This window comes from Streptomyces sp. NRRL F-4489, assembly GCF_001509485.1.
In the GTDB taxonomy this organism is placed as follows: domain Bacteria; phylum Actinomycetota; class Actinomycetes; order Streptomycetales; family Streptomycetaceae; genus Streptomyces.
Genome location: NZ_LLZI01000223.1, coordinates 30,690 through 56,347, shown reverse-complemented (window position 1 = coordinate 56,347; position 25,658 = coordinate 30,690). Strand labels below are relative to the sequence as shown.

The window sequence follows — 25,658 nt, the reverse complement described above, 5'->3', positions numbered from 1 at the left end:
AGCCCTGGAGAGGGGCCGCACCGGCGGCGTACGACCCGTGGGGGGCGGTGCCGGCGAGTGCGCCGGAGCCACCCGCGCGCAAGAGCTGGTGGCGGCGGCCGCCCTGGCTGCTGGCGGCGGGGGCCGGCGTCCTGGCCCTGGCGCTGGTCGCGGGAACGCTGCTGTGGCGGGCGGCGGGGCCGCGGGAGGAGTCCGAGGGCGACCGCGCCCCGTTCTACCTGGCGCTCTACAACCTCGCCGAGGAGCCCATGGCGCACTACGTCGGCTCCGCCCCCGGCGGGACGGCGTGGGACGTGACCGTCACCGATGGCGGTGAGGCGCACGGCCAACTCACCATGGAAGGGCGGAAGTTCGCCGTCCTCCGGGTCGGCGGGAAGACCTACGCCAAACCGCCGCAGGAGCTGCTGACCGACCTCCCGAACGGCGTCCGGGCATCAACGCTGGAAGGCATGTGGGTCACCGGGGACAGCCGGCTGACCCGCCGGCTCGCCGACGTCCCCGGCTCGCCCGCCGAGCTGGCGTCCGCGCTGTGGTCCGGACTGGACCGGATCACGGCCTTTCCGCACCTCAAGGCCGCGCCGGTGCGGCCCGGCGGACCGATGGCGCTGTCCGTCCTGACGCCCCGGGGGCGGCTGTACGTCTCGGCGTCCGCGCCCTACCGGGTGCTGCGCCTGGAGCCCCTCGGCCCGGCGGGCGGCACCACCGGCGGCGCGACGGCCGGCCGGGGCGCGTCCCCGGTACAGGCGGCGGCTGCCCTGCGGCCGGCGGGAGCCCCGGCCGGAGCAGTCGCGACGGCTGCCGGGGCCGGCGGCCTCGACCTCACCCCCATGTCCCCCGACCAGGTCGGCTCCGCCTACGACGACCTGATCGGCCAGACCAGGACCCTGGACCGCGCCGTCGACCTCGGCATCCGCTTCAACTTCAACCAGTCCGGCAATCTGAGCTGTTCGCAGTCCTGCACGGTCACCGAGAACGTCGTCACCTCCACCACGGCCGCCCCCGGCGCACGGGTGTCCGGCACGGTCAACGCCTCCATGACGGCCCAGGTGACCGTCAACGGCGAGTCCGGCGGCGGCTGTTCGGCGACCGCGACGCTGCCGGTCAACGGCGGCGGGACGATGAGCTGCGTCGCCGCGGGGACGGCCCCGATCGTCCAGCGGATCAAGGCGCAGAAGCAGCGGGAGGCCGAGGCCCAGGCCCGGGCGACCCGCCGGCCGGTCCGGATCCCGTACACGATCAACTTCCGGGCGCAGGTGCAGATCATGGCGATGGCCTCCGCCCGGGCCGAGATCGAGCGGCGGGTCAAGGCCCAGCAGGCCGACCGGAACAGGGCGGTCGAGACGGCGAAGGAGAACGCCGGTCCGGCTCCGGACTGCGCCCGGGACAGCTTCGTGGCCGGGACGCCGGTGCTGACGGCGGGCGGGGGCAGTGAGGGCGCCGAGGCCATCGAGAAGCTGCGGCCCGGCGACGAGATCCGCAACGCCGCGCCCGGCAGCGGCACGCTCCAGCGGCACGGCGTCGGCGCGGTCATCGTCACCGACACCGACCGCGACTTCGTCCGGCTCACCGTCGCCGGCCCGCACGGCAGCGGCACGATCCGTTCCACCGCGCACCACCTGTTCTACGACGCCGCGGCCGGGAGCTGGAAGCAGGCGGCCGCCCTGCGGCCCGGCGACCGGCTCCAGACCACCGGCCAGGGCACCGCGACGGTCCGGGAGGTGCGCCCGTACCGCGCCGCCGCCCGCACCTACAACCTCAGCGTCGACGGGGTGCACACGTACTACGTGCTGGCCGGCGACACCCCGGTCCTGGTGCACAACTGCGCGATGAAGCGCGATGCCAAAAGCCTGAAGGGCATCCGCGTGCCCCGGCAGTACGAGGGGCTGGACACCGCGCATGTGCGCCGCAACCACTTCCCCGGCGGCGCCGGAGTGACGTCGCAGAAGGACCTCTGGCCGGCGAAGATGACCGATGAGCGGCTGGCGTCGATCGCGCAGCAGGCGATGCGGAACAACCCCCGGGTGATCGGCTACGACCCGCAGACCAGGATGGTCCAGGCGGTGGCGGTGGTGGAGGGCAAGATGGTGCAGTTCCAGATCTCGCGCGACACCGGCGTCGTGCGGTCCATCTATCCGCTCGTTCCCTGGAGTGACTGAGTGACGGAGAGCGGCGGCCTGACGATGACCCTGGCCGATCTGGAGGTGGCGCCGGGTGAGCCGCGGCAGCTCTCGGGCCGGATCTGGTTCACCCTGGCGGGCACGGACTTCCCCGGGGCCCGCTGGAGCGACACACCGCTGCCGGTGCTCGGCTCGCTGTGCGAGGCGCTCGCGCGGGCCGGGCGCGGCGAGGCGGGCGAGGTGTACTTCTTCGAGGGGCCGTACTACGTCCGGCTGGTGCCGGTCCCGGGGGACGGCCCGGAGCCCCGCGTGGAGGCCCTCGGGGTCTGCGACCGCGCGGGGCTGGTCTCCGGCTCCGGGGAGGGCACCGTCGAGGCCCGCAGCGGCAGCGTCCCGCTGGCCGCCGTACGCGGCGAGTGCGCGCGGCTGCTCGGCGAGCTGGCGGTGTGGGCCCGGCAGCACGGCCATCCCGAACCGGCCGATCGGGCGGTCCGGATGGCGGCGGCCGTGGCGGGACCGGCGGAGGGCGGCGGCCGCTGACGGGCCGCTCGGCCCCACCGGGGCGCGGCGAGGGATGGGCCGGTGCCGCCTACGACTCCTCCCCGCTCCCCTGCGGCCCGTACAGCTCCAGCAGCCGGATGCGGGTGCGGTGGAGGCGGTCCGCGACGGTTTCGGCGACGTAGCGGTAGACGGCCCGGCCCAGGACCGGATCGTCCTCGCAGAGGGCGCGGACCACGGCGGCGTCGAACTCCAGGGCCTCCACCTGGCCCACGGTCTGCGCGCCGAAGTGCCAGATGTGCGGCGGGAACAGCCAGGACCAGCCGAGCACGTCATCGCGGCCGAGGGTTTCCACGACGGCCGCGCGGCGGCCGGGGACGCGCTGGTCCAGGGCGACCTGGCCGGAGCGGATGACCCAGAAGCGGTCGGCGCGGCGGCCCTCCTCGAAGAGGCGGGTGGCGCGGGGCAGCGTCACCTCGCGGGCCTGCTCGGTCAGCCGGCGGCGCCGGTCGGGTGGCAGCGCGTCGAGCAGGTGCGTGACCGTGGCCATCTCGTCCTCCATGCGGCAGTACGCGGTGATACGTACCTTATGCGGCGGAGGCGCGGCAACGGCGGAACGGCCGGTCCGGGCGGCAGCGGCGGAACGGCCGGTCCGGGCGGCCGGACTCAGACCCTCTGCCGGCGCACCAGGTCGTGCAGCCGGCCGCCGGTGTCGGCGAGGAGTTCGGCGGGGGTGCCCTGTTCGACGATCCGGCCCTCGGCCATGACGATGACCCGGTCGGCGTCCAGCACGGTGGACAGGCGGTGGGCGATGACCACCCGGCTGGCGCTGAGCGCGCGGGTGCTGTCGATGACGATCCGCTGGGTCTCGTTGTCCAGCGCGCTGGTGGCCTCGTCGAAGAAGAGGATGCGGGGGCGGCGGACCAGTGCCTGGGCGATCATCAGCCGCTGGCGCTGGCCGCCGGAGATCGCCCCGCCGCCGGCGATCATGGTGTGCAGGCCCATCGGCATCCGCTGGATGTCCTCGGCCAGGCCCGCCATCGCGGCCGCCGCCCAGACCTCTTCCTGGGTGAACTCCTCGGCGCCGCAGATGCAGTCCAGGATCGATCCGGTGAGCGGCTGGGCGTTCTGGAGCACCACTCCGCACTGGCGGCGGACGGCGGCCTGGTCGAGGGCGGCGAGGTCCTGGCCGTCGTAGAGGACGCTGCCGGAGGTCGGGCGGTCGAAGCCGATGAGCAGCCGGAGCAGGGTGGACTTGCCGCAGCCGCTGGGGCCGACGACGGCCACGAACTCGCCGGGCCGGACCTGGAGGGAGACGTCGTCGAGGACGAGCGGGCCGTCCTCGCGGTAGCGGAAGGAGACCTTGCGGGCCTCGATGGCGCCGGTGAGGACGCCGGGCTGGGCGCTGCCGCCGCGCACCTCGGGCGCCTCGTCCAGCACCGGCTTGATCTGTTCGAACATCGGCAGTGCGGCGGCGGCCGTGACGAACGCGCCGGTGATCTGGGTGACCGAGGTCAGCAGCATGGTCACCGAGGTGTTGAAGGTCAGGAAGGAGCCGGCGGACATGGTGCCGCGGGCCGGTCCGGCCAGCAGCATGAACATCGCCAGGGAGCAGAGCGGGAGATAGACGGCGTTCAGGACGGTGGTGACGTTCTTGACCCGGCCGGCCTTCTGCTGGAGTTCCCGGGAGCGGGCGAACTCCCGGGCCCAGGCCGCGTACGCGAAGGACTCGGCGGCCGCGACGCGCAGTTTCGGCAGCCCGCGCAGGGTCTGGAACGCCTGGTTGTTGAGCTTGTTGCCGAGGGCCACCAGCCGGCGCTGCCAGCGCAGTTCCCACAGGCCGAGGACGAGGAAGACCGCGCCGATGACCAGCAGCATGGCGAGCGCGGCCAGCGCCAGCGGCACGCTGTAGAGGAGCAGCAGGACGAGGTTGACCGCGCCGACCGTGGCGGCCTGGACGGCGACCGGGCCGACGCCGGCCAGCACCCGGCGGATGGCGCTGATGCCCATGGCGGCGCTGGCCAGTTCGCCGGTGGAGCGGGCGGCGAAGAAGGTGGTGGGCAGGCGCAGCAGCCGGTCCCAGACGGCCGGTTGGAGGGTGCTCTCGATGCGGCCCTCGACGCGCAGCACGGTGAGGTTCTGGAGCAGGGTGAACGAGGCGGCGACCACGCCGGAGACGATGACGGCCAGGGAGACCTGGACGATGGGGCCGCGCGCGGCGGCCGGGACGTAGACGCCGAGGACCTTGCCGGTGGCGATCGGGACGAGCGCGCCGAGGGCGACGGTCACCAGGCCGCTCAGGGCGAGGTTGCGCAGGTCGGCGCGGGTGCCGCGGAGGCTGAAGCGCATCAGCCGCCAGAGGTTCTGCGGGCGGTCGGGCAGCGGCCGGTAGAACATCACCGCCTGCGGCTCGAATTCCTCCGCGTTCTCCTTGCCGATGCGTATCCGCAGGCCGGAGACCGGGTTGACGGCCTCGTAGCGGCCGCGGCGCCACAGCAGGGCGACCGGGGCGCCGGAGCGGGCGCGCCGGCCGACCAGGGGGCCGGCGTCGGTGCGCCACCAGCGGCCGTCGAGGCGGACCGCGCGGGTGCGGACCCGGGAGGCCAGCGCGATCCGTTCGACCGGGCTGACCCGTTCGCCGGGCGCGGTGCCCTTGGGGGGTTCGGTGAGGGTGAGGCCGGCGGCCGCGGCGACCGTGCGGCAGACCGCGAAGGTGAGGTCGTCGCCGGCCCGGTCGCGGCCCGCCGCGGTACGGCCACCGCGGTCGGTGCCGATGGCGGCCAGCAGCGCCTGGTCGGCGCGTTCCCGGACGGCCTCGCCGGCCTTGATGCCGGCCGCGGCGCGGTCCTCGTGGGCGCGTTCGAGCTGCTCGATCCAGCGGTCGACGGCGGACAGCAGCCGGTACTGCTGGTTGACCATCCGCTGCCACAGGGCCGGGTCGATGAGCAGGTCGGCGGCGGCCTCGGCGCTGTAGGAGGCGCCGTAGCGGACGGCGCCGGGCGGGACCGGCATCCACAGCACGTCGTCGTCGGCGACCGCCTCGTCGGCGGGCCGGCCGTCCAGCGGCGCCTCGAAGAGGACGCCCAGACCGCGGGCGGTGCCGAGCGCGAAGGCGTGCTCCAGGGGGCCGGGCTGGGCGGCGGCGCCGTAGGGGTCGTCGTATCCGGGGGCGGGCGGCGGGAGTTCGCGCAGTGCGATCCGGCGCAGTCCGCAGTCGGGCGAGGGGCGGCCGACGAGGGTGTGCTGGGGGCCCTGGACGGGGCCGAGCAGCAGGGTGCCGGCTTCGAGGCGGCCGAGGAAGTGCCAGTGGCCTTCCTGGGCGGCGTCCACCGCGAACAGGTCGAGGGTGCCGCCGGTGACCAGCCAGACGACGTGCGGGCCTTCGAGCGGGAGGTTGCGGTGTCCGGCGGGGCCGGCGGGGGTGCCGAGGCCGCCCAGGGCGTGGGTGACGGGGTCGCCGGGGGCCGCGGGGAGCGCCGGCCCGGCGGGCGGCGGGGGCGCGGCGGCGCCTGCCGCGGCTCCGGCGTCCGGGGACGGGTGTACGGATGCCACGTCAGTGCTCCTTGACCAGCTCGGCGTAGGCGCCCCCGGCGGCGACCAGTTCGGCGTGGCGGCCGCGTTCGACGACCGTGCCGTGGTCGAGGACCACGATCTCGTCGCTGTCGCGGACGGTGCTCAGCCGGTGGGCGATGATGACGCAGGCGCAGCCGCGGCGGCGCAGATTGTCCATGATGACGGCCTCGGTCCGCGCGTCCAGGGCGCTGGTGACCTCGTCGAGGACGAGGATGCTGGGGCGCCGCACGAGGGCCCGGGCGATTTCCAGGCGCTGCCGCTGGCCGCCGGAGAAGTTGCGGCCGTCCTGCTCGACGCGGCTGTGGATGCCGTCCGGGCGGCGGGCGATGACGTCGTCGTAGAGGGCGGCGTCCTGGAGGGCGGCGATCACCGCGTCGTCCGGGATGGAGGGGTCCCACAGCGCGACGTTGTCCCGGACGGTGCCCTCGAAGAGGAAGATGTCCTGGTCGACGAAGGAGACCGAGGCGGCCAGGGCGCTGCGCGGGATGTCGGCGAGCGGCCGGCCGTCGATCCGGATGGTGCCTTCCCAGGGCGTGTAGAGGCCGGAGATGAGCCGGGAGACGGTGGACTTGCCGCTGCCGGAGCCGCCGACGAGCGCCACCTGGCGGCCGGGGCCGACGGCCAGCGAGAAGCCGGTGAGCAGGGGTTTGTCGAGCGGGCTGTAGCCGAAGGTGATGTTCTCCAGGGTGACGTGGCCCTTGAGCCGGCGGGTGCCGGCGTCGGCGTCCGGGCGGGAGTAGAGGGTGTCGGCGGGGAAGCTCTCGACGTCCTTGAGGCGGGCGACGTCGGCGGCGAAGTCCTGGATCCGGCCGGCCACGCCGTTGAGCCGGGTGATCGGGGCGGTGAAGCGGGTGACCAGCGCCTGGAAGGCGACCAGCAGGCCGATGGAGAGGTGGCCCTCGACGGCGCGCAGTCCGCCGATCCACAGGATCAGGGCGCTGTTGAGGGTGGCGAGGGTGGGCGCGACGACGGCGAGCCAGGCGGTGGGGACGCCCAGCCGCTGCTGCTCCTCCAGGGTGGTGGCGTGCTGGCCGGCCCAGCGGCGGAAGTAGCCGTTCTCGCCGCCGGTGGCCTTCAGGGTCTCGATGAGCGTGAGGCCGGTGTACGAGGTGTTGGTGAGGCGGGCGGTGTCGGCGCGGAGTTTCTGGGTGTGGGTGGCGCGCAGCCGGACGACGATCCGCATGGCGACGACGTTGAGCAGCGCGATCAGTACGCCGATGACGGTGAGCTGCGGGTCGTAGGTCCACAGCAGCACGGCGTAGAGGACGACGACCACGCCGTCGACGGCCGCGGCGGCCAGGTCGCGGGCGAGGGTTTCGGCGACCGCGTCGTTGGACTGGAGGCGCTGGACGAGGTCGGCGGGTGAGCGCTGGGCGAAGAAGGTGACCGGCAGGCGGAGCAGATGGCGCAGGAAGCGGGCGCTGCTGAGGGTGGAGGAGATGATCCGGCCGCGCAGCAGGTTGGCCTGCTGGAGGCCGGTGAGGACGGCGGTGAGCGCCACCATCGCGGTCATCGCGGCGAACAGCGGCCCCAGCAGCGAGGTCTGGTTGCCGATCAGGAACATGTCGATATAGGTGCGGCTGAGCGCGGGCACCGCCGCGCCGACGCCGACCAGCAGCAGGCTGGCGAGCAGGGCGGCCAGCAGGGTGCCTGTGGTGCCGCGCAGCCGGGCGGGCAGGGCGGCCAGGACGCTGGGCCGGCGGCCGCCCCGGGTGAAGGCGGCGGTGGGTTCGAAGACCAGGACGACGCCGGTGAAGCTGGTGTCGAAGTCCTCGACGGGGACGAAGCGGCGGCCCTTGTCGGGGTCGTTGAGGTGCACACCGCGGCGGCCGAGGCGGCGGCCCGTGCCCTCGTAGACGACGTAGTGGTTGAACTCCCAGAAGAGGATGGCGGGGGCCTGGACCTCGGCGAGCGCGGCCGGTTCCATCTGCATGCCCTTGGCCGCCAGACCGTAACTCCGGGCCGCCTTGAGGAGGTTGCTGGCGCGGGAGCCGTCGCGGGAGACGCCGCAGGCGATCCGCAGCTCCTCCAGCGGGACGTGGCGTCCGTAGTGGGCGAGGACCATGGCCAGGGAGGCGGCGCCGCACTCCACCGCCTCCATCTGGAGGACGGTGGGCGTCCGGACGGTCTTCTTCGCCTTGGGGGCGGGCGCCGGGGCCCGGCGGCGCCGGGCGGGGGCCGCGCCCTCGGGGCGGTGGCGGCCGCGGCCGGCGGGCGGGAGGTGCTGCGGGGGCGGGGCGGAGGTGTCCGGGGCGGTCACGAGAGCAGCCAATCGATCGGGTGCTGTGCGGCCAGGTGGACGGCGGCGGTGGCCTGGGTCATCGAGTCCAGGGCGAACGGCGGGCCGCCGGAGGTGGACCAGGCGTAGCCGGAGGCGGTGGGCGCGGGGTCGAGCCGGACCAGGACCGCGACCGGCTGGCCGTCCCGGGAGAACTGCTCGCCGAGCTGGGCGCTGCCGAGGAACGCGGAGATCCGCTGCCGGGACTGGGCGGTGCGGCCGACCGCGGCGACATGGCCGCGCAGCACGCCGAACCGCTGGGTGGGGGCGGAGGCGACGGTGAGGTCCACGGCGGCGCCCGGCGGGATGGTGGCGGCGCCGGCGGCGGGGACGTAGACGGTGGCGGTCAGCGGGTCGCGGGGGCCGGTGGTCTTCTCGACGGAGGCGAGGTCGGCGCCGGTGGTGACGACCGAGCCGATGGTGGCGACCAGGCCGGTGAGCCGGCCGGCGGCCAGGGCGCGGACGACGGTGGTGGTGCCCTGGGCGGTGCGGATGCGCACCAGCGGGGCGTTGGCGGCGACCGGCCGGCCCTCGTCGGCGAGGACCGCGGTCACCTGCCCTGCGACCGGGCTCTGCAGGACGTAGCTGCCGTGGCCGTGGGTGAGGATGCCGGGGGCGGTGAGGGTCGAGGTGACCGTGCCGGTGACCGCCCAGACCGTCGCGCCGATCATGACCAGGACGGTGACGGCGAGCACCAGCCAGCCCTGGGGGCGGGCGAAGCGCACCGGGAGGTCCAGTTCCTCGGGCGATTGCAGTTTGGAAAGGGCCTGTTGGCGGAACTGCACGGGGACTCGTCCTCACCTGCACGGGCGGTACGGGGACACGGCGGAGCACCGCCGGGGTGGTGGTCCGGCGGTGGATCCCGACGAGGGTACCGGCGGCGGACAGCCGGGTGCCCCGGGACCCGGTGGAAGAACACGGGCACTCCGGGGCACTCGGGGCGGCAGATCGGCAGGGAGGGGGCGCCGGCTGCCGCGACGCGACCGATCGGTACCGGCGGTGCCGCGCTGCGGCACCGGACCGGTCGGATCAGAGACCGGCGGTGAGGTTGCCCGCGACGCCCTGGACGTTCAGGCCGGTGGTCTGCTGGACCAGGCCGGTGGCGGTGTTCAGGACACCGGAGACCGGGGCCACGGAGTCGGCGGTGGTGGTGACGGTGTTCAGCACACCGCCGACGAGGCCACCGGACACGTTGTCCAGGTCGGCGTCGGAGATTTCCTGGGTCTGCACCTGGGCGTTGTTCATGGGGAGTTCCTTTCGGATCACTAACAAGGAAAATCAGCGGCGGGCCGTCCGGTGAGTGACCCGGCCGCGGCCGCGGCAGCCAGGGTCCGATATCCGGAAACCCCGGCGACTTCCGCGGTGCGATGGATCAAAGCATGCGGGCGGGTTGCGCTGCTAATCGGATCACCGCCGATCCGGACGCCGTGGCACCGCGGAATTACCGGACGTGGACATCCGTCCATGACATGGGCGGAGCTTCTTCACACCTTCTCCGGTTTCCTTTTCGCCGCACCGTCGTTGCGATACCTGCGGAACGGGACATTCCGCCACCAAGCCGCTGATCAACGGGGTGCCGCCGGGGCGCGGCACGGCAGCGCGCGAAGCGGCTGCGCACGGGGTGTGCAGATTCTCTGAAGGCCGCGGGACGTTCCGGCCGGGCGGCGCACCGGCGGACCGGAAAGCCCGATTCGCCTTTCCCCGGCCCGGCCGCGGTGTTGCGGAAGTTTTTCCCGCACATGATTTCCCATGACGTCCACATGGCACCCCGGGCGGTAATGCCCGGAATCCTCACCACCCGCCCGCCCTATTCCCCTGGAAACGGATTCACCGGCCGGAGAACGGAAATATTCGCATAACTGCGGTAGGGGGTGCCCGCCCGGGACCGGCCGGGGTGGCAGCGGGCCGGCGTCCGGTGCACGGTGGGGAGGTGGATCCCGTAGCGGCGCTGGACCGGATCGCGTTCCTGCTGGAGCGGCAGGGCGCGGAGACGTACCGGGTGCAGGCGTTCCGCACGGCCGCGTCGGTGCTCGGCGGGCTGCCGGCGGACGAACTGCGCGAACGGGCCGGGAGCGGCACACTGAGCCGCCTGAAGGGCCTGGGCCCGAAGATCGCCAGGGTCGCCGAGGAGGCGCTGGCCGGGGACCGGCCCGCCTACCTGGCGCGGCTGGAGGAGGAGGCGACCGCCCCGCTGGTCGAGGGCGGCCGGGGCGAGGCGCTGCGGCGCGCGGTGCGCGGCGACTGCCACACCCACTCGGACTGGTCGGACGGCGGCAGCCCGGTGGAGGCGATGGCGCGGGCCGCCCGCGACCTCGGCCACGAGTGGTGCGCGCTGACCGACCACTCCCCCCGGCTCACCATCGCCCGCGGCCTGACCGCCGAGCGGCTGCGGCGGCAGCTGGAGCTGGTCGCGGAGGTGAACGAGCGGCTGGCGCCGTTCCGGCTGCTGACCGGCATCGAGTGCGACATCCTCGACGACGGCTCGCTCGACCAGGACCCGGAGCTGCTGGACGAGCTGGACGTGGTGGTCGCCTCGGTGCACTCCAAACTGCGGATGGACAAGGGGCCGATGACCCGCCGGATGCTGGCCGCGGTCAGCAACCCGCTGGTGGACGTACTCGGCCACTGCACGGGGCGGCTGGTGCGCGGCCGGGGCCGCCCGGAGTCGGCGTTCGACGCCGCGGAGGTCTTCGCGGCCTGCGCCGAGCACCGCACCGCGGTGGAGATCAACTCCCGCCCGGACCGCCTCGACCCACCGCGCCGCCTGCTGCGGGAGGCGCTGGACGCGGGCACCCTGTTCGCGGTCGACAGCGACGCGCACGCGCCCGGCCAGCTGGACTGGCTGAGCTACGGCTGCGCCCGGGCCGAGGAGTGCGGCGTCCCGGCGGAGCGGATCATCACCACCTGGACGGCGCGCCAGCTGGCGACGTGGACGCGGACGGGGCGCAGGCCGCGGTCGACCGAACGCTGACGCACGAACCTGACGGGCCGTCAGCAGCCAATCGCCCGACCGCGCCCCCTCACCCCTGCGCGGCCGCCGCCGTCCGCAGCGCCGCCAGCACCGGCCGGAACAGCGGATGGCCCTCCGAACCGCGGCGGACGGCGGCGAAGACCCGGCGGGTGGGCGCCACCCCGTCGACCGGCCGGACCACCACCCCGCCCAGATCCATCCCGCGCAGCGCCGAGCGCGGCACCAGGGCCACCCCCGCGCCCGCCGACGCCAGTGCCACCACCGCCCGGAAGTCGTCCGAGGAGTGCGCCAGGCGCGGCCGGAACCCGGCGTACTCGCAGGCCAGCACCACCACGTCCTGGCAGGGATTGCCGGAGTACGGCCCGATCCAGTCGTCCTTGGCGAGCCCGGCCAGCGGCACCGCCGCCGCGCCGGCCAGCGCATGGTCCGGCGGCAGCACCGCGTCGAACGGCTCGGCGTAGAGCGGGACGCGGGTCAGCCGGGGGTCGTCCGCGTCCGGCGCGCCGCGGTACTCGACCGCGACCGCCACATCGACCTGCCGGTCCAGCACCATCGGCAGACTGGCGTCGCCCTCGGCGTCCTGGACCCGCAGGCGGATCCCGGGCGCGGAGCGGGCCAGCTCGGCGAGGGCCGGCGCGACCACCAGCCCGATGCCGGTGGCGAACGCGGCGACCGTCACCGTGCCCGCCTCGCCCTTGTCGTACGCGGCCAGCTCGGCCTCGGCGCGCTCCAGCTGGGCCCGGACCGCGTTGGCGTGGCCGAGCAGGATGTCGCCGGCCGGGGTCAGCCGGACCCCGCGGGCGCCCCGCTCCACGAGCCGGTGGCCGGTCTCCTGCTCCAGCGCGGCGAGCTGCTGGGAGACGGCCGAGGGCGTGAGGTAGAGGGCGGCGGCCGCGGCGGTCACCGTGCGGTGGTCGGCCAGCGCACGGAGGATGTGCAGCCGGCGTGGGTCGATCATGGGTCCAGTTTCGCAGGGTCCGCCCGCGTGCTCCCCGGCGGCCGCCCGGTCAGCCGGCCAGCGCGGCCCGGGCGGCCACGAAGGCGTCCACCGCGCGGTGCACGTCCGCGGTGGAGTGCGCGGCGGACAGCTGGACGCGGATCCGGGCCTGGCCCTGCGGCACGACCGGGTACGAGAAGCCGATCACGTAGACCCCGCGCTCCAGCAGCAGCTCGGCCATCCGGGCCGCCTCGGCGGCGTCGCCGATCATCACCGGCGCGATGGGGTGCTCGCCGGGCAGGATGGCGAAGCCCTCCTCGGTCATCCGCGAGCGGAACAGCGCGGTGTTGGCGCGCAGCCGCTCGCGCAGCTCGCCGGCCGACTCCAGCAGGTCGAGCACCTTCAGCGAGGCGGCCGCGATCACCGGTGCGAGGGAGTTGGAGAAGAGGTACGGACGGGAGCGCTGGCGGAGCAGCGCGACGATCTCGGCGCGGGCCGCGACATAGCCGCCGGAGGCGCCGCCGAGCGCCTTGCCGAGGGTGCCGGTGATGATGTCCACCCGGTCCATCACCCCGCACAGCTCCGGCGTGCCGCGGCCGCCGGGGCCGACGAAGCCGACCGCGTGCGAGTCGTCGACCATCACCATCGCGCCGTAGCGGTCGGCCAGGTCGCAGATCTCCCGCAGCGGCGCGAGGTAGCCGTCCATGGAGAACACCCCGTCGGTGACGATCAGGGTGCGCCGGGCGCCCGCCGCCTCCTTCAACTGCCGCTCCAGATCGTCCAGATCGCGGTTGGCGTAGCGGAAGCGGCGGGCCTTGCTGAGCCGGATGCCGTCGATGATGGAGGCGTGGTTGAGGGCGTCGGAGATCACCGCGTCCTCCGGGCCGAGCAGGGTCTCGAAGACACCGCCGTTGGCGTCGAAGCAGGAGGAGTAGAGGATGGTGTCCTCCTGGCCGAGGAAGCCGGAGATCCGGCGCTCCAGCTCCTTGTGGACCTCCTGGGTGCCGCAGATGAAGCGGACCGAGGCGAGCCCGTAGCCCCAGCGGTCCAGCGCCTCGTGGGCGGCGGCGACGACCTCGGGGTGGTCGGCGAGGCCCAGGTAGTTGTTGGCGCAGAAGTTGAGGACCTCGCCGGGGCGGCCGCCGCCGGTGACCGCGACGGTGGCGGACTGCGGGGTGCCGATGACCCGCTCGGGCTTGTGCAGTCCGGCTTCGCGGATCTCGTCGAGGGTGGCGCGCAGGTCGTCGCGTACGGCGTCGAACATCAGGGGTGTCTCCTTGGAGCGGGGCGGGGGCGGGGGCGGTGCGGGGCCGGAGGTCAGGCGGTCCAGTCGAGGATGACCTTGCCGCCCTGGCCGCTCGCCGCGTCGGCGAAGGCGGCGTCGAAGTCCTGGTACGGGTAGCGGCCGGTGATCACGGGCGCGAGGTCCAGACCGCCCTCCAGCAGTACGGACATCGCGTACCAGGTCTCGAACATCTCCCGGCCGTAGATGCCCTTGAGGGTGATCATGGAGGTGACGATCCGGGACCAGTCGACCGGGAACTCCTCGGCGGGCAGGCCCAGGATGGCGATCCGGCCGCCGTGCGTCATGTTGCCGATCATGTCGCGCAGCGCCTCGGGGCGGCCGGACATCTCCAGGCCGATGTCGAAGCCCTCGCGCAGGCCCAGTTCGCGCTGGCCGCCCTCGATGGAGGTGCGGGCGACGTTCAGGGCGAGGCTGACGCCGACCTTGCGGGCCAGTTCCAGGCGCCGTTCGCTGACGTCGGTGATGACCACGTTGCGGGCGCCGGCGTGCCGGGCGACCGCGGCCGCCATGATGCCGATCGGTCCGGCGCCGGTGATCAGTACGTCCTCGCCGACCAGCGGGAAGGACAGCGCGGTGTGCACGGCGTTGCCGAACGGGTCGAAGACCGCGGCGATGTCGAGGTCGACCGGGACGCGGTGCACCCAGACGTTGCCCGCGGGCAGCGCCACGTACTCGGCGAACGCGCCGTCCCGGCCGACGCCCAGGCCGACCGTGGCCCGGCACAGGTGGCGCCGCCCGGCCAGGCAGTTGCGGCACGTACCGCAGACCAGGTGGCCCTCGCCGCTGACCAGGTCGCCGACCGCGATCCCGTCCACGTCCCGGCCGGTCTCGACGACCTCGCCGACGAATTCGTGGCCGACCGTCAGCGGCGCGCTGACCGCCTGCTGGGCCCAGCCGTCCCAGGCGCGGATGTGCAGATCGGTGCCGCAGATCCCGGTGCGCAGCACCTTGATCAGCACGTCGCCGGGGCCGATGGCCGGCTCCGGCACGTCCGTCAGCCAGAGTCCCGGCTCCGCCTTCTGCTTGACCAGTGCCTTCACCGCAACGGCTCCCGTGGTGCGTCGAGTGCTGTGACGTACCGGGGGGCCGGATGGGCCCGCCGGTATCCGGCCAGCAATCTTCCGCACGACGGGCCCGCGGTCCATCGAGGTTTTCTTAACCGCGCCCTCAGCCCTGCTTTACGCCTGGGGGTGGGGACGGGTGCCGGGGGCGGCGGCGACCGGGCAGGCACGGCACGTACGAGAACTAACGCCTCGTCAACAGTGCCTCACATCAGCCCACTTGGGCCCCCTCAGACCGGCGCCCCCGGCGCCGTCACCGTGAACAGCCCGCCGTCCGGGTCCCGTACCAGCGCCTGGCTGCCCTTGCCGTCCTGGGTCGCGGTGACCGGGGTGACGGTCCCGCCGGCCTCGACCGCGGCCTCGGTGACGGCGGCGATGTCCCGCACCCGGAAGTGCACATGCCACTGCGGCCGCACCCGGGGGTCCGGCGCGGCCTCCACCCCGCCGCCGCGCAGCGCCGCCACGACATGCGTCCCGTCGTGCACGATGACCTGGTCGTGCTCGTAGGTGACCTCGCAGCCGCCGGGCCGCTCCGAGGCCCAGTCGAAGATCCCGGCGTAGAAGATGGCCGCCGCGAAGGCGTCCCGGGTCCGCAGTTCCAGGATCGCGGGGGCGCTGCCGGCGCCCACCCGCCAGGAGGCGGTCCGCCCCTCCCAGAAGCCGAAGGTGGCGCCGTCCGGGTCGGCGGCCAGCGCGGCCCGTCCGGGGCCGAGCTTGAGCGGGCCGACCGCGACGGTGGCGCCGCGCTCCCTGATCCGCGCGGCGGTGTCATCGGCGTCCGCCACCGCGAAGTACGGCATCCAGGCCACCGGCACCTGGAGGCTCGGGGCCAGCGCGCCGATCCCGGCGACCGGTTCGCCGTCCCTCAGCGCGACGGAGAACTCCTCGCCCAGACTGGCCTGCCGGAACCGCCAGCCCAGCACGGCCCCGTAGAACGTCTGCGCGGACGGCAGATCGCGGGCCATCAGGCTCACCCAGCACGGCGCGCCGTGCACCGGGGGGGTCGGGCGTGGGGACGGCATGGGCATCTGCCTCCTGTGGCTCGGGCCGGTCGGACGGGTGAGCGTGGATCAGCCCGCGCGGGTCGGCGTGGTGCGGCCGGGTCCTCGGCGCCCTCTCCCACTGTGCCAGCGACCGCGCGCCCCCGCACGCGCCGCCGGTCCCCCGCTCGGGGCAGGGCCGGTTGTGCCGCCGGTGACCGGGTTCGATGCTGGAGGTACCGATCCGGGCCGGGGTTGATGCCATGAACGCATGGAACGCGGCGAAGAGCGCCGACTTCCGTGGTCCCCTCGACGTCACCAGGGCGGCCACCGCGGTGCTGGACGCCCGGGGGCGGGTGATCGGCTGGAGCGCGGCGGCCCGGCGGCTGCTCGGCTACGCCCCGGAGGACATCATCGGGCGGCCGGTCGGCACGTTCCTGCCCGGCACGGACGGCGAGCGGCCGGGCGACGGCGAGCGGTCCGGGGACGGCGCGGGCGCCACCGGCGGTGAGGGCTTCGCGGGCGGCGAGGGCGGCGCGGCGCCGGCGGTGGACCCGGCCGGTATCGAGGTCCGGACGGCCCGGCGCGCGGACGGGCGCTCGCTCCGGGTGGCGATCACCATGTGCCCGCTCGCCGACGCGCTGCCCGGCGCCGGCCCCGGCGCGGGCCCGGCCCGGGTGCTGGTCGCCACGGCGCTGGGCGATCTGCGGCGGTGGGAGTCCCGGCAGGCGATGCTGCACGGGCTGGCCACCCAGTCGCCGGTCGGCCTGGCCATCTACGACAACGACCTGCGGCTGAACTGGTTCAACGCCTCGTACGGGCGGGAGATAGGGCTGCCGCTGGCGGAGTTGGCCGGCAAGCGGGCCGACGAGCTGTATCCGGGCGAGTTCGTGACGGAGGGCTACCCCAGCTCGATGGACGCGGTGCTGACCCATGTGCTGGCCACCGGCGAGCCCTTCGTCGATCTGCACTTCCTCGGCGAACAGCCCACCGACCCGGGCGCCGAACACGTCTGGTCCTGCTCGTACTACCGGCTCCAGGACCCGGACGGACGGGTGCTGGGGGTGTGCGAGGACTCCTTCGACATCACCGACCGCTACCAGGCGCAGCGCCGGCTGAACCTCCTGGTGGAGGCCGGCCGGCGGGTCGGCACCACGCTCGACATGGTCACCACCGCCCGGGAGGTGACCGAGGTCGCGGTGCCGGACTTCGCCGACACGGTCACCGTCGACCTGCTGCGGCCGGTGCTGGAGGGCGACGAGGCGGGGCCGGGCGAGGGCGCGGTGCCGGAGCTGGTGCGGGTCGCCACCCGCACCGCCGACGAGGCGCCGGACCGGCCGCCGCACCCGCCGTACCCGGTGGCGTACCGGCCGGGGACGCTCCAGTACCGGAGCCTGTCGTCGGGCGGGATGATCCGCGGGGAGCGGGCGATGGTGGTGCCGCTGCGGGCCGGCGGTACGCCGATGGGGCTGGTCACCTTCGAGCGCGGGAACGATCCGGCGGCGTTCGACAGCGGGGAGATCGACCTGGCGGACGAGCTGGTGCTGCGGACCGCGGTGTCGATGGACAACGCCCGCCGCTTCGCCCGGGAGCACACCGCGGCCCTCACCCTCCAGCGCAATCTGCTGCCCCAGCACCTGCCGGCGCAGTCGGCCGTCGATATGGCCTACCGGTATCTTCCCAGCGACGACCGGGCCGGGGTGGGCGGCGACTGGTTCGATGTGATCGGGCTGTCCTCGACCCGGGTCGGGCTGGTGGTCGGCGATGTCGTCGGGCACGGCCTCCAGGCGGCGGCCACCATGGGCCGGCTGCGGACCACCGTACGGGCCCTGGCCCGGCTGGATCTCGCCCCCGACGAGCTGCTGAGCCGGCTCGACGACCTGGTGGGCCAGACCCCCGAGGAGTGGGCGGCGGGCACCGCCGCCGAGACCGCCCCGGACGATGTCGCGGCCGGCGTGACCTGCCTGTACGCGGTCTACGACCCGGTGTCGCGGCACTGCACGATGGCCCGGGCCGGGCATCCGCCGCCGGCGATCGTGGACCCGTGGGGCGGGGTGACGTTCCCGGAGCTGCCGGCCGGGCCGCCGCTGGGCCTGGGCGGTCTGCCGTTCGAGTCCTGGGAGACCGTGCTGCCGGCCGGCAGTCTGCTGGCCCTGTACACCGACGGGCTGCTGCGCGACCGGGACCGCGATGTGGACGCGGGCCTGGCCATCCTGGACGGGGTGCTGCGGGACAACCGCCGGCCCCTGGAGGAGCTGTGCGACCGGGCGATGGCGCGGCTGCTGCCGCACGGGTCGGCGCCCGACGACGCGGCGCTGCTGGTGGTCCGGACCCGGGAGCTGGACGCCCGGCAGGTCGCCGCCTGGGAGCTGCCCGCCGAGCCCACGGCGGTGGCCACCGCCCGGGAGCTGGCCACCGGGCAGCTGGCCGAGTGGGGCCTGGACGAGCTGGCGTACGCCACCGAGCTGGCGGTCAGCGAACTGGTCACCAACGCCGTGCGGCACGCCTCCGGGCCGGTGCACGTACGCCTGCTGCGGGATCTGGCGCTGGTGACGGAGGTGTCGGACACCGGGCACACCTCGCCGCATCTGCGGCACAGCGCGCTGGACGACGAGGGCGGGCGCGGGCTGTTCATCGTCGCGCAGCTCGTGCAGCGCTGGGGTACGCGGTACACCCCGTCCGGTAAGACGATCTGGGCCGAGCAGGCGTTCCCGGCGGACTATCCGGGGGCGCCGCGGCCGGTGGGCTGACCGGGTGGCCCGGCGTACGCCGTGCGGGTCGCCCGGGCCGGTCCCATGATGGAACCAGCGAGGACCCGGCACTCGGCGGGCGCGGACAGAGGAGGTCCTGTGACGACCAATGGCGCGAAGACCCCGGCCGAGCGGCGGCCGGCGGAGCTGTACACGGGCAGTGAGCGGCCCTTCGACCCGGAGGACCTGGTCAGGGCTTCCGGGCGGGAGCCCACGCCGAAGAGCCTGGCGTGGGCCAAGCGCCTGATCGAGGAGAAGGGGCGCGCCGCCATCGAGCGGTATCTGCCGTAGCGGCGGCTCACCGGCACGAGCCGGGCGGTCCGGGTGCGCGCGCCCGGGCCGCACCGCGCCGCCGCGCCCCGGCTAACCTCTCCGTACATGACAATCGAACGGATCGATCCGCCCCGCCGCGCCGGTGAGCGCGAGACCCTGCGGGGCTATCTCGACTTCCACCGGGCCACCCTGGCGATGAAGGCCCAGGGCCTCACCGATGACCAGCTGCGGCAGCGCCCCATGGCGCCGTCCACCCTCTCCCTGCTCGGCCTGGTGCGGCACATGGCCGAGGTGGAGCGCGCGTGGTTCCGCCGGACGGTGAACGGTGAGGACGTCCCCCTCGTCTGGTCCGACCAGGGCGACTTCCAGGCCGCGTTCGACGACGGCGCGGCCACCGGCGCGTCGGCCTTCGCCACCTGGCAGGCCGAGGTGGAGCACGCCCGCCGGATCGAGCGGGCGGCCCCGTCCCTGGACGACACCGTGGACGTACCGCGCTGGGGCGAGCGGGTCTCGCTCCGGGTGGTGATGCTGCACGTGATCCTCGAATACGCCCGCCACAACGGCCACGCCGACCTGCTGCGCGAGGGCGTGGACGGCACCGTCGGGCCGTGAACCCGTCCCGGGCCCGCTCGGGCCCGATCAGGCATTCACCTCACCGGTGCGGCACGGGGATCACTTGTACAGCACTATGGAGTTGACCGGTGTGAGGTCGGTCCACCAGCCGTCCTGCGGGTCCATGTCGTGGTGGCAGGTGCCGGTGCCGTTGTAGCCCGAGCACAGCTTGGCGCGCGCGCCGCCGTACTGGTTGTTCAGGATCCAGTGGAAGCCGTACTGCCCGCTGAGGTTGTGCGCGCCGTAGGTCCAGAAGATCAGGTTCGGTGTGGTGGCCGGATTCTGTCCCTGCGGGTAGACGCAGACGGCGCCGTACGGGCATCCGTCCGAGGTACCGGCAGGCGCGGCGTCGGCGGTGCCGACCGTGAGCACGGCCACCGCCGCGGTGCCGGCCACGAGCGCGGCGGCACGGCGGAGCATCGTTCGCATGAGGTCCCCCTTGATTGGGCCGGCCGGGGTCCGTTGCCCCGGCCGGCACCTCAGCATCGTGGAACGCTCCCGCCTCCCCCAGTGCGGAATCAGACATTACGGCCCCAAGTCCGGCCTTCTCCGCCGACGTCGCGAGTCGCCCGGGGTGCCCGGGTTGATACCGCTCCCCGGCCGGCCGCCGCTTGGTGAACTGGCCTCCGTGCGGACCCTGTTGACGACTCGTCAGGAACCCCGCGCCACCCACTCGGCCGCCGTCACCCGCCACACGACCCCGATCCCCACCTCGCCCGGGGCTTCCGGACCGTCCGGGGCCGGCCGGCGCTCGGCCTCGGTGAAGCCGAGCCGGCGGGCGACGGCGCCACTGGCGGTGTTGGCGGCGTCATGGTGGATCTCCACCCGGCCCGTACCGGGCAGGCGGAACGCCTGGTCCACGAGGCCGGCGGCGGTCATCGTCGCCAGTCCCCGGCCCGTCCAGCCGGGGTGCAGCCAGTAGCCGGCCTCCAGGCCGCCGGGGCCGATCCGGCGCATCAGCCCGCAGCTGCCGATCACCGAACCGGCGGTGGTGACGGCGTAGTTGAACGCCTGGCCCGTTTCCCACTCCTCCTCGCAGCGGGCGAGGAAGCCGGCGCTCTGCGCCCGGTCCTGGCCGGCCGCCCAGGGCATCCAGGGCCGCAGGTGGTCCAGCGACTCCTCGACCACCCGCACCAGGGTGTCGAGGTCGTCCGGGTGCCATCGCCGCAGCTCGGCGGCGCCGGAGGTGAACCGTTCAGCCGGCTTGTCCATGACGGCCATGCTGCCCCGGGCCCCGGCACCGGTACCACCGGATTTACGCGGCGGCGGGCCGCGGACGCCCGCCCGCCCGGGTGGTGGAGGAACGGGCCGGGCGGGGTCCGGGTCCGTCAGCCGAGTTCGAGGCTGGTGACGCCGAAAGTGCGGGCGGGGTCCGCGGGCGGGACCGGGCCGGTGTACATCCGGACGGTGTGGGAGCGGGGGGTCAGGCCCCGGGAGGCGGCGAGGGCGAGGGCGTCGGACCGGGGTTCGGGGATGTCGAGGCTGACCTCGGCGGCCGGGTCGAGTTCGGCGGTGAGGGCGTCGAACAGGGCCTCGGCGGTCGCGGGCGTGTCGGCGAAGAGCGGACCGATGCGGTGGCCCTCGTGGGCCGGGCGGAGCACGCCGTAGCCGGTGACCTCGCCGTCGCGCAGGTGGACGCGGGCGGTGCGGCCGGGCGCGGTCAGCCAGCGGGCCACGAAGTCCCGGCGGTCGGCGGGGAAGCAGCGGCGGTCGTAGGCGGCGATCGCGTCCAGGTGCGCCGCGGTGACCGGGTGGACGTCCGGGGAGAGCGGGCCGCCGGGCGTGGGGCGGCCGGTGTAGCGGAGGGTGTCGTGGGCGGGCCGGAAGCCCGCGCGCCGGTAGGTGTCCACCTGGGCCGGAACGCCGTCCAGGCCGATGGTCCGGGCGCCGGCGTGCGGGACGGCGGCGCGCCAGGTGGCCAGGCCCAGGCCCTGGCCGCGCAGGTCGGGGGCGACGAGGTAGAAGCCCAGGAAGGCGTAGTCGGCGGAGTGGTTGACGACGGATACCGCGGAGACGGTGCGGTCGCCGAGGCGGCCGGTGAAGAAGCCGCCGGGGTCGGTGGGGTGGAAGAGGGCGATGTCGCCGTCGCCGGGGTTCCAGCCCTCGTCGGCGGTCCAGCCGACGATCTCGTCCCAGTGGTCCAACGGGGCGGCGGCCACGGTCAGTTGGCCGGTACCGGTCGTGGTGGGGGTCGGTCGCATGGGGGTGGGGCGTCCTTTCCGGTGGGCGGGGGTCAGATCAGGTCCATCGCGGCGACCTCGTCGGGGCTGCCGTAGCTGACCGGCCCCTGGAAGCGGCGGCGGGCGGTGGCGAACCACCAGACCGTGGCGATCACCAGGACCACCGCCAGGGCGATCGGCGCGTAGTTGAACGATTCCGGCGTGACCGGGTACTGCTGCGGGAGCATGAACAGGACGTTGCTCACCACGATCCACACCACCGCGATCGCGGCGACGGGCTTGCCGTAGCGGCCGAGGTTCCACGGACCGGTCGTGAAGTCGTCCAGCCGCAGCCGGAGGAAGATGGGCACGCCGTAGGAGAGGAAGAGGCCGACGACGTTGACACTGACGACGGCGGTGAAGGCGGTGTGCGACCACCAGCCGGGCACGACCAGGACGAACGAGCAGGCGGCGGCCAGCCAGACGGCCTTGACGGGGGTGCGGGTGCGCTCGGAGACCGAGTGCCACCAGCGGGAGCCGGGCATCGCGCCGTCGCGGGAGAAAGCGAAGATCTGCCGGGTGTTGCTGGTCATGTTGGCCAGTCCGCAGAAGAGCATCGCGCCGATGACGATCAGCAGCAGGAACTTCGCGGTGTGCACGCCGAGCGCGTCGGTGAGGATCCGCACCGGCGGCGCGTCCGCCTTCGCGGTGACGCCGTAGTCGCGGATGGCGTAGACCAGGGCGAGCATGAGGACGAGTCCGGCGAGCGCGGAGCCGCCGATCGCCCGCATGATGCCGCGCGGGGCATTGACCGTCGCCTTCACCGTTTCCTCGGACATATGGAAAGAGCCATCGAATCCGGTGAAGGTCCAGCTGGTGACGAGCAGGCCGAGCATTCCGGCGTAAAGGGCGTTGGTGAAGCCGGTGTTGTTCGCGAAGTGCGTGACGAACGACGGCTGTTGGTGGTGCGCGGGAATGAAGGTGAGGGCGGCGACGATGACCACCAGGCCGAACAGCAGCCACCACACCGAAATCCGGTTCAGCAGCGCGACCAGCCGGACGGTGTAGGTGTTCGCCAGCGCTTGCACCAGCAAAATGGCCGCGGTGATGCCGACGGTCTGCGGCGCGGTGGGCTGGTAGCCGGGCCATTGCATGGCGATGAATGCCTGGATGAAGGTGGCGGCCGCGAAGTTGGTGGCCGCGGTGCCGCCGACCTGGCCCACGAAGTTCAGCCAGCCCGTGTACCACGACCAGGCGCCCTTGTGGCGTTTGGCGAGCTTGCCGGCGGAGAAGTAGAGGGCGCCGCTGGTGGGGTAGGCGGAGGCGATCTCGCCCATCGCGGCGCCGACGAACAGCACCATGACGGAGACTCCGATCCAGCCGAATATCAGGATGCGCGGGCCGCCGGCGTTCAGCCCGAAACCGAACGATGAGAAAATTCCGGAGATGATGTTGATGATGGTGAAGGAAATGGCGAAATTGTCGAAGGCGCGGAATCTCCGGGTGAGTTTCCGCGGATAACCCATCGCATGGAGTGTCGCGTCGTCATCGAGACCGGCCGGTCCGGTGTCCTGGGGTGCTTTCGACCGGGTCTTCGCGCGCAAGGGGGACGAGATACGCTCGGACACTGCCACAACCTTTCTGTGAGCGGGATCAACGGCCGCGACGGAATTGCGGCCGGTGGTCAGGGGTCGTGCGGTACGGGCAGGCCGCAGGCTCGGCGGGCCCTGGTCAATTGCTCTTCCGGATCGCCGAACGCGCTCCACGGCATGCGCGAGGCGTACGGCCCCATGGCCGTGAGGACTTCCCGGGCCTCGAATTCGTGCCCAGCCATGAACAGCGCGTGGGCGAGGTAGGAGAGGTCGACGACCGGGGTGAAGCGGTAGTCCGCGACGGTCGGGAACCAGTTGCGGTGGACGCCGGTCGCGGCGGTGACCCACTGGGGCTGCTCCCAGGCGCGGTCGGCCAGCGGGGCGCCGGGGGTGTAGTCCTCCACCAGGGCCACCAGGGGCAGCAGCCGGAGCGGTGAGGCGGCCGGGGCGCGCTGGCTGAGGAAGGCGGCGACGTCCCAGCCGGCGCTGGACGATCCGCCGTGGCGGGGGAAGAAGAAGGCCAGGAAGCGGTGGTGGGCCTCGCGGTGCCAGGGGGCCGTCCGCAGGATGTGCGCGAAGAGGTACCACGGGCCGGTGGGGGCGGTCAGCAGGCCCTGGGGTGCCGGGTCGCGGGGGCGGTCGAGGCGGGACAGGGCGAGCTGGGCGACCCAGGGGGTGGGGTCGTCGGGCGCCAGCTTCGCGGCCCGTTCGCAGGCCGTGCGGGCGATCCGCTCCAGGGCGCCGGCCCGGTGGTCGCCGGCGTCGGCCATCCGCAGCGCCCGCACCATCGCGACCCTGGCCCACAGCAGCGCGGCCTCCGGCCCCGGCTCCTCGTCGAGCCAGCGCTCGGCCAGGTCCGTGCCGGCCGCTTCCGAGGCGAGGACCAGGGAGCGGTGGGCGCGCAGCTCGACATCGCCGCGGGTCTCCTTCAGCACCTCGTGGGCGCTCCAGTAGCGCCCGGCCCGGACGTCCATGCAGGCGCGCGCCAGCGCCCGGTCATCGGCTGCTGGACTCCAAACGTACTGTCCCTCGAAAGAGCCGGCCGGCATGTTCCCCTCCCGGTGCACGCGGGCGCCTTGCGGCGTCCGCGCATTCCGTCCATGCCGAATTCGGCTGGACCGCCGCCGCTGGTCAGTCGGCAGCGGGCCATACCCTACTCATTTCCTCCACTTTTCGAAAACAGTCGTCTGGAATATCTGGTTCCGCACCTTTTCGCCGGACGGCGGCGGAAAGCCGGGCGATCGGGTCAGGACATTTGGCTGGCATATTCAGCCTTTCTCGCGGATCCGCCGGGCGGCCGGCCCGGCGGCCGCCTCGGCGGTGGCGCACAGGCCGGCGGCACCCTCGGGGGCGCGCGGCCTCCTCGCGCGGCGGCGAAGGCGGCCGGCCGCCGGACGTTTCCGGCCAGGGCGCGGGCGGGGGTGGCGGGCTCCCCCACCCGCGACGCCCGCGCCGCCCGCGCCGCCCCGACGCCGTACGGCGGCACCGGCCCTGGCGCGGCGGCTCCCGGGCGCCGTAACCCCGGCGCGCCAACTCCCGGGACTCATAAAGGAATTGTAAGAAACCCGCCGCCGTTTCCCCGCGCCCGCGCCGGACGCCGCGGCGCGACGCCGCCGCCCCTCGCGCGTAGCACGGGCAAACACGAAATCGGCTCAAGAGCAACCGTAATGAGCGGAAGCTACTATCCGGAAGCGCGCGATCACATGTAGCGTTCGTCCCGACCGGTGACGTGACGGATGTTCACGTCACGGCTGCGTCGGACATGGGCGCGACCGCTCTCCCGCACAGGGAAGGGAGCGCGATGGGCCCGCCGGCCGCACCCGCATCACCCGTGCCGGTGCACCGGTCCGGCTCCGCCCCGGTCCGCGCAGCGATTGCGGCGCGGTGAACAGCGCGCCGCACGTCGAGCACCGCCATGTCTGTCCGAACACGCCTGCTTTGCAAGAGGAATGGGCCCAGATCATGTTTATGAACGCGTCGACGACCCCCCTTGCGTTGCGACCGGAGGCCGATTCCGGCCGGCCGGCATTGGCCGGCCCCGGCGAAGGACCACCCCTGGCGGTCGACCGGCTCCCCGACGGCAAGTGGCAACTGACCCTGCACGATCTGGAACCGGTTTCGGTGCACCGGCTGACCTCCGACAAGGTGCACATCATCCTCGCCCCGCCGCACGCCGCGGTGCCCGCCGCCGCGCCGCACGCCCCGGCCGGTCCGCCGCCGCCGGCCGCGGAGGGCGCACCGGAGCCGATCCAGATCGACACCGCCGCCCGGACCGTCACCATCGACGGCCGTCAGATCGATGTCCCCCGGCTGGAGTTCGACCTCCTGGCCCACCTGGTGCTGCACCCCAGGCGGGCGTTCACCCGGCAGCAGCTGATGGCCGCGGTCTGGCCCGACTGCCGGTCCAGCGCCCGTACGGTCGATGTGCACATCGCACGGCTGCGGCGGCGGCTGGGGCCGGGCCGCCGGAAGTCGATCAGCACGGTCTTCGGCGTCGGGTACAAGTACCTCCCCACGCCCTGACACCGCCCCCGTGAGCGGGGCTGGAGAA

21 protein-coding genes are annotated in these 25,658 nt (G+C 73.9%); 7 read left to right on the top strand and 14 right to left on the bottom strand.

Translation table 11 applies throughout. The features are described from left to right. Positions 1-47 precede the first annotated feature (47 nt). On the top strand, positions 48-2,156 hold the full coding sequence (locus tag ADL22_RS17540; RefSeq protein WP_066979933.1) for a polymorphic toxin-type HINT domain-containing protein: 2,109 nt from the start codon (positions 48-50) through the stop codon (positions 2,154-2,156). Then, the gene (locus tag ADL22_RS17535) at positions 2,157-2,657 is read left to right on the top strand and encodes a hypothetical protein (RefSeq protein ID WP_066979930.1); all 501 of its coding nucleotides are present in this window, start codon (positions 2,157-2,159) and stop codon (positions 2,655-2,657) included. A gap of 49 nt (positions 2,658-2,706) precedes the next feature. Here ADL22_RS17535 and ADL22_RS17530 read toward each other — a convergent pair whose 3' ends face one another. The 5 genes from ADL22_RS17530 to ADL22_RS17510 form a co-directional block, all read right to left on the bottom strand. Next, positions 2,707-3,165 (bottom strand): cyclic nucleotide-binding domain-containing protein, encoded by a 459-nt coding sequence (locus tag ADL22_RS17530; RefSeq protein ID WP_066979964.1) that lies wholly within the window; start codon positions 3,163-3,165, stop codon positions 2,707-2,709. A 116-nt stretch (positions 3,166-3,281) separates the two neighbouring features. Continuing rightward, positions 3,282-6,167 carry an NHLP bacteriocin export ABC transporter permease/ATPase subunit gene (locus tag ADL22_RS17525; protein ID WP_066979927.1) on the bottom strand — a complete coding sequence of 962 codons (2,886 nt, stop codon included), beginning with the start codon at positions 6,165-6,167 and terminating at the stop codon, positions 3,282-3,284. 1 nt (position 6,168) lies between these two features. Beyond that, complete coding sequence (locus ADL22_RS17520; protein WP_066979924.1) at positions 6,169-8,448, bottom strand: NHLP family bacteriocin export ABC transporter peptidase/permease/ATPase subunit; 2,280 nt, start codon at positions 8,446-8,448, stop codon at positions 6,169-6,171. Next, entirely contained in the window at positions 8,445-9,251 is an 807-nt protein-coding gene (locus tag ADL22_RS17515; RefSeq protein ID WP_066979922.1) for an HlyD family efflux transporter periplasmic adaptor subunit, read from the bottom strand. Before ADL22_RS17515 ends, ADL22_RS17520 begins: the two co-directional genes overlap by 4 nt. A 244-nt stretch (positions 9,252-9,495) precedes the next feature. Then, positions 9,496-9,711 (bottom strand): type A2 lanthipeptide, encoded by a 216-nt coding sequence (locus tag ADL22_RS17510; RefSeq protein WP_066979920.1) that lies wholly within the window; start codon positions 9,709-9,711, stop codon positions 9,496-9,498. A gap of 685 nt (positions 9,712-10,396) precedes the next feature. On the opposite strand from ADL22_RS17510, the gene ADL22_RS17505 reads away from it, so the two are divergent. Beyond that, the gene (locus ADL22_RS17505; RefSeq protein ID WP_066979917.1) at positions 10,397-11,437 is read left to right on the top strand and encodes a PHP domain-containing protein; all 1,041 of its coding nucleotides are present in this window, start codon (positions 10,397-10,399) and stop codon (positions 11,435-11,437) included. A 49-nt stretch (positions 11,438-11,486) separates the two neighbouring features. Here the strand turns inward: ADL22_RS17505 and ADL22_RS17500 are convergent, their stop codons facing one another. The 4 genes from ADL22_RS17500 to ADL22_RS17485 form a co-directional block, all read right to left on the bottom strand. After that, positions 11,487-12,395 (bottom strand): LysR family transcriptional regulator, encoded by a 909-nt coding sequence (locus tag ADL22_RS17500; protein ID WP_066979915.1) that lies wholly within the window; start codon positions 12,393-12,395, stop codon positions 11,487-11,489. Positions 12,396-12,444: 49 nt separating this feature from the next. Next, entirely contained in the window at positions 12,445-13,638 is a 1,194-nt protein-coding gene (locus tag ADL22_RS17495) for a glycine C-acetyltransferase (protein ID WP_066979912.1), read from the bottom strand. A 53-nt stretch (positions 13,639-13,691) separates the two neighbouring features. Beyond that, positions 13,692-14,720, bottom strand: a complete 1,029-nt coding sequence (gene tdh / locus ADL22_RS17490) for an L-threonine 3-dehydrogenase (RefSeq protein WP_066979909.1) — start codon at positions 14,718-14,720, stop codon at positions 13,692-13,694. A gap of 251 nt (positions 14,721-14,971) precedes the next feature. After that, positions 14,972-15,763 (bottom strand): VOC family protein, encoded by a 792-nt coding sequence (locus tag ADL22_RS17485; RefSeq protein ID WP_066979906.1) that lies wholly within the window; start codon positions 15,761-15,763, stop codon positions 14,972-14,974. 221 nt (positions 15,764-15,984) lie between these two features. Here ADL22_RS17485 and ADL22_RS17480 point away from each other — a divergent pair, with 221 nt between their 5' ends. The 3 genes from ADL22_RS17480 to ADL22_RS17470 all read left to right on the top strand — a co-directional run bounded on the left by ADL22_RS17480 (position 15,985) and on the right by ADL22_RS17470 (position 19,356). Continuing rightward, a complete protein-coding gene (locus ADL22_RS17480; protein WP_066979961.1) occupies positions 15,985-18,471 on the top strand; it encodes a SpoIIE family protein phosphatase in 2,487 nt (828 codons plus the stop codon). A gap of 99 nt (positions 18,472-18,570) precedes the next feature. Further along, on the top strand, positions 18,571-18,762 hold the full coding sequence (locus tag ADL22_RS17475) for a hypothetical protein (RefSeq protein ID WP_066979903.1): 192 nt from the start codon (positions 18,571-18,573) through the stop codon (positions 18,760-18,762). 87 nt (positions 18,763-18,849) lie between these two features. Next, positions 18,850-19,356, top strand: coding sequence for a DinB family protein (locus tag ADL22_RS17470; RefSeq protein ID WP_066979900.1), 507 nt, complete (start codon positions 18,850-18,852; stop codon positions 19,354-19,356). Between the two features lie 60 nt (positions 19,357-19,416). On the opposite strand, the gene ADL22_RS17465 is transcribed toward ADL22_RS17470, so the two are convergent. The 5 genes from ADL22_RS17465 to ADL22_RS17445 all read right to left on the bottom strand — a co-directional run bounded on the left by ADL22_RS17465 (position 19,417) and on the right by ADL22_RS17445 (position 24,156). Then, positions 19,417-19,785, bottom strand: a complete 369-nt coding sequence (locus ADL22_RS17465; RefSeq protein WP_066979897.1) for a hypothetical protein — start codon at positions 19,783-19,785, stop codon at positions 19,417-19,419. Between the two features lie 222 nt (positions 19,786-20,007). Continuing rightward, on the bottom strand, positions 20,008-20,568 hold the full coding sequence (locus ADL22_RS17460) for a GNAT family N-acetyltransferase (RefSeq protein ID WP_066979958.1): 561 nt from the start codon (positions 20,566-20,568) through the stop codon (positions 20,008-20,010). A 116-nt stretch (positions 20,569-20,684) separates the two neighbouring features. After that, a complete protein-coding gene (locus tag ADL22_RS17455; protein ID WP_066979894.1) occupies positions 20,685-21,557 on the bottom strand; it encodes a GNAT family N-acetyltransferase in 873 nt (290 codons plus the stop codon). A 32-nt stretch (positions 21,558-21,589) separates the two neighbouring features. Continuing rightward, on the bottom strand, positions 21,590-23,041 hold the full coding sequence (locus ADL22_RS17450) for an amino acid permease (protein WP_066979891.1): 1,452 nt from the start codon (positions 23,039-23,041) through the stop codon (positions 21,590-21,592). A 158-nt stretch (positions 23,042-23,199) separates the two neighbouring features. Continuing rightward, positions 23,200-24,156, bottom strand: coding sequence for a hypothetical protein (locus ADL22_RS17445; protein ID WP_066979955.1), 957 nt, complete (start codon positions 24,154-24,156; stop codon positions 23,200-23,202). A 919-nt stretch (positions 24,157-25,075) separates the two neighbouring features. Here ADL22_RS17445 and ADL22_RS17440 point away from each other — a divergent pair. Then, positions 25,076-25,630, top strand: coding sequence for a winged helix-turn-helix domain-containing protein (locus ADL22_RS17440; protein WP_199836320.1), 555 nt, complete (start codon positions 25,076-25,078; stop codon positions 25,628-25,630). The last annotated feature ends 28 nt before the right edge of the window (positions 25,631-25,658 follow it).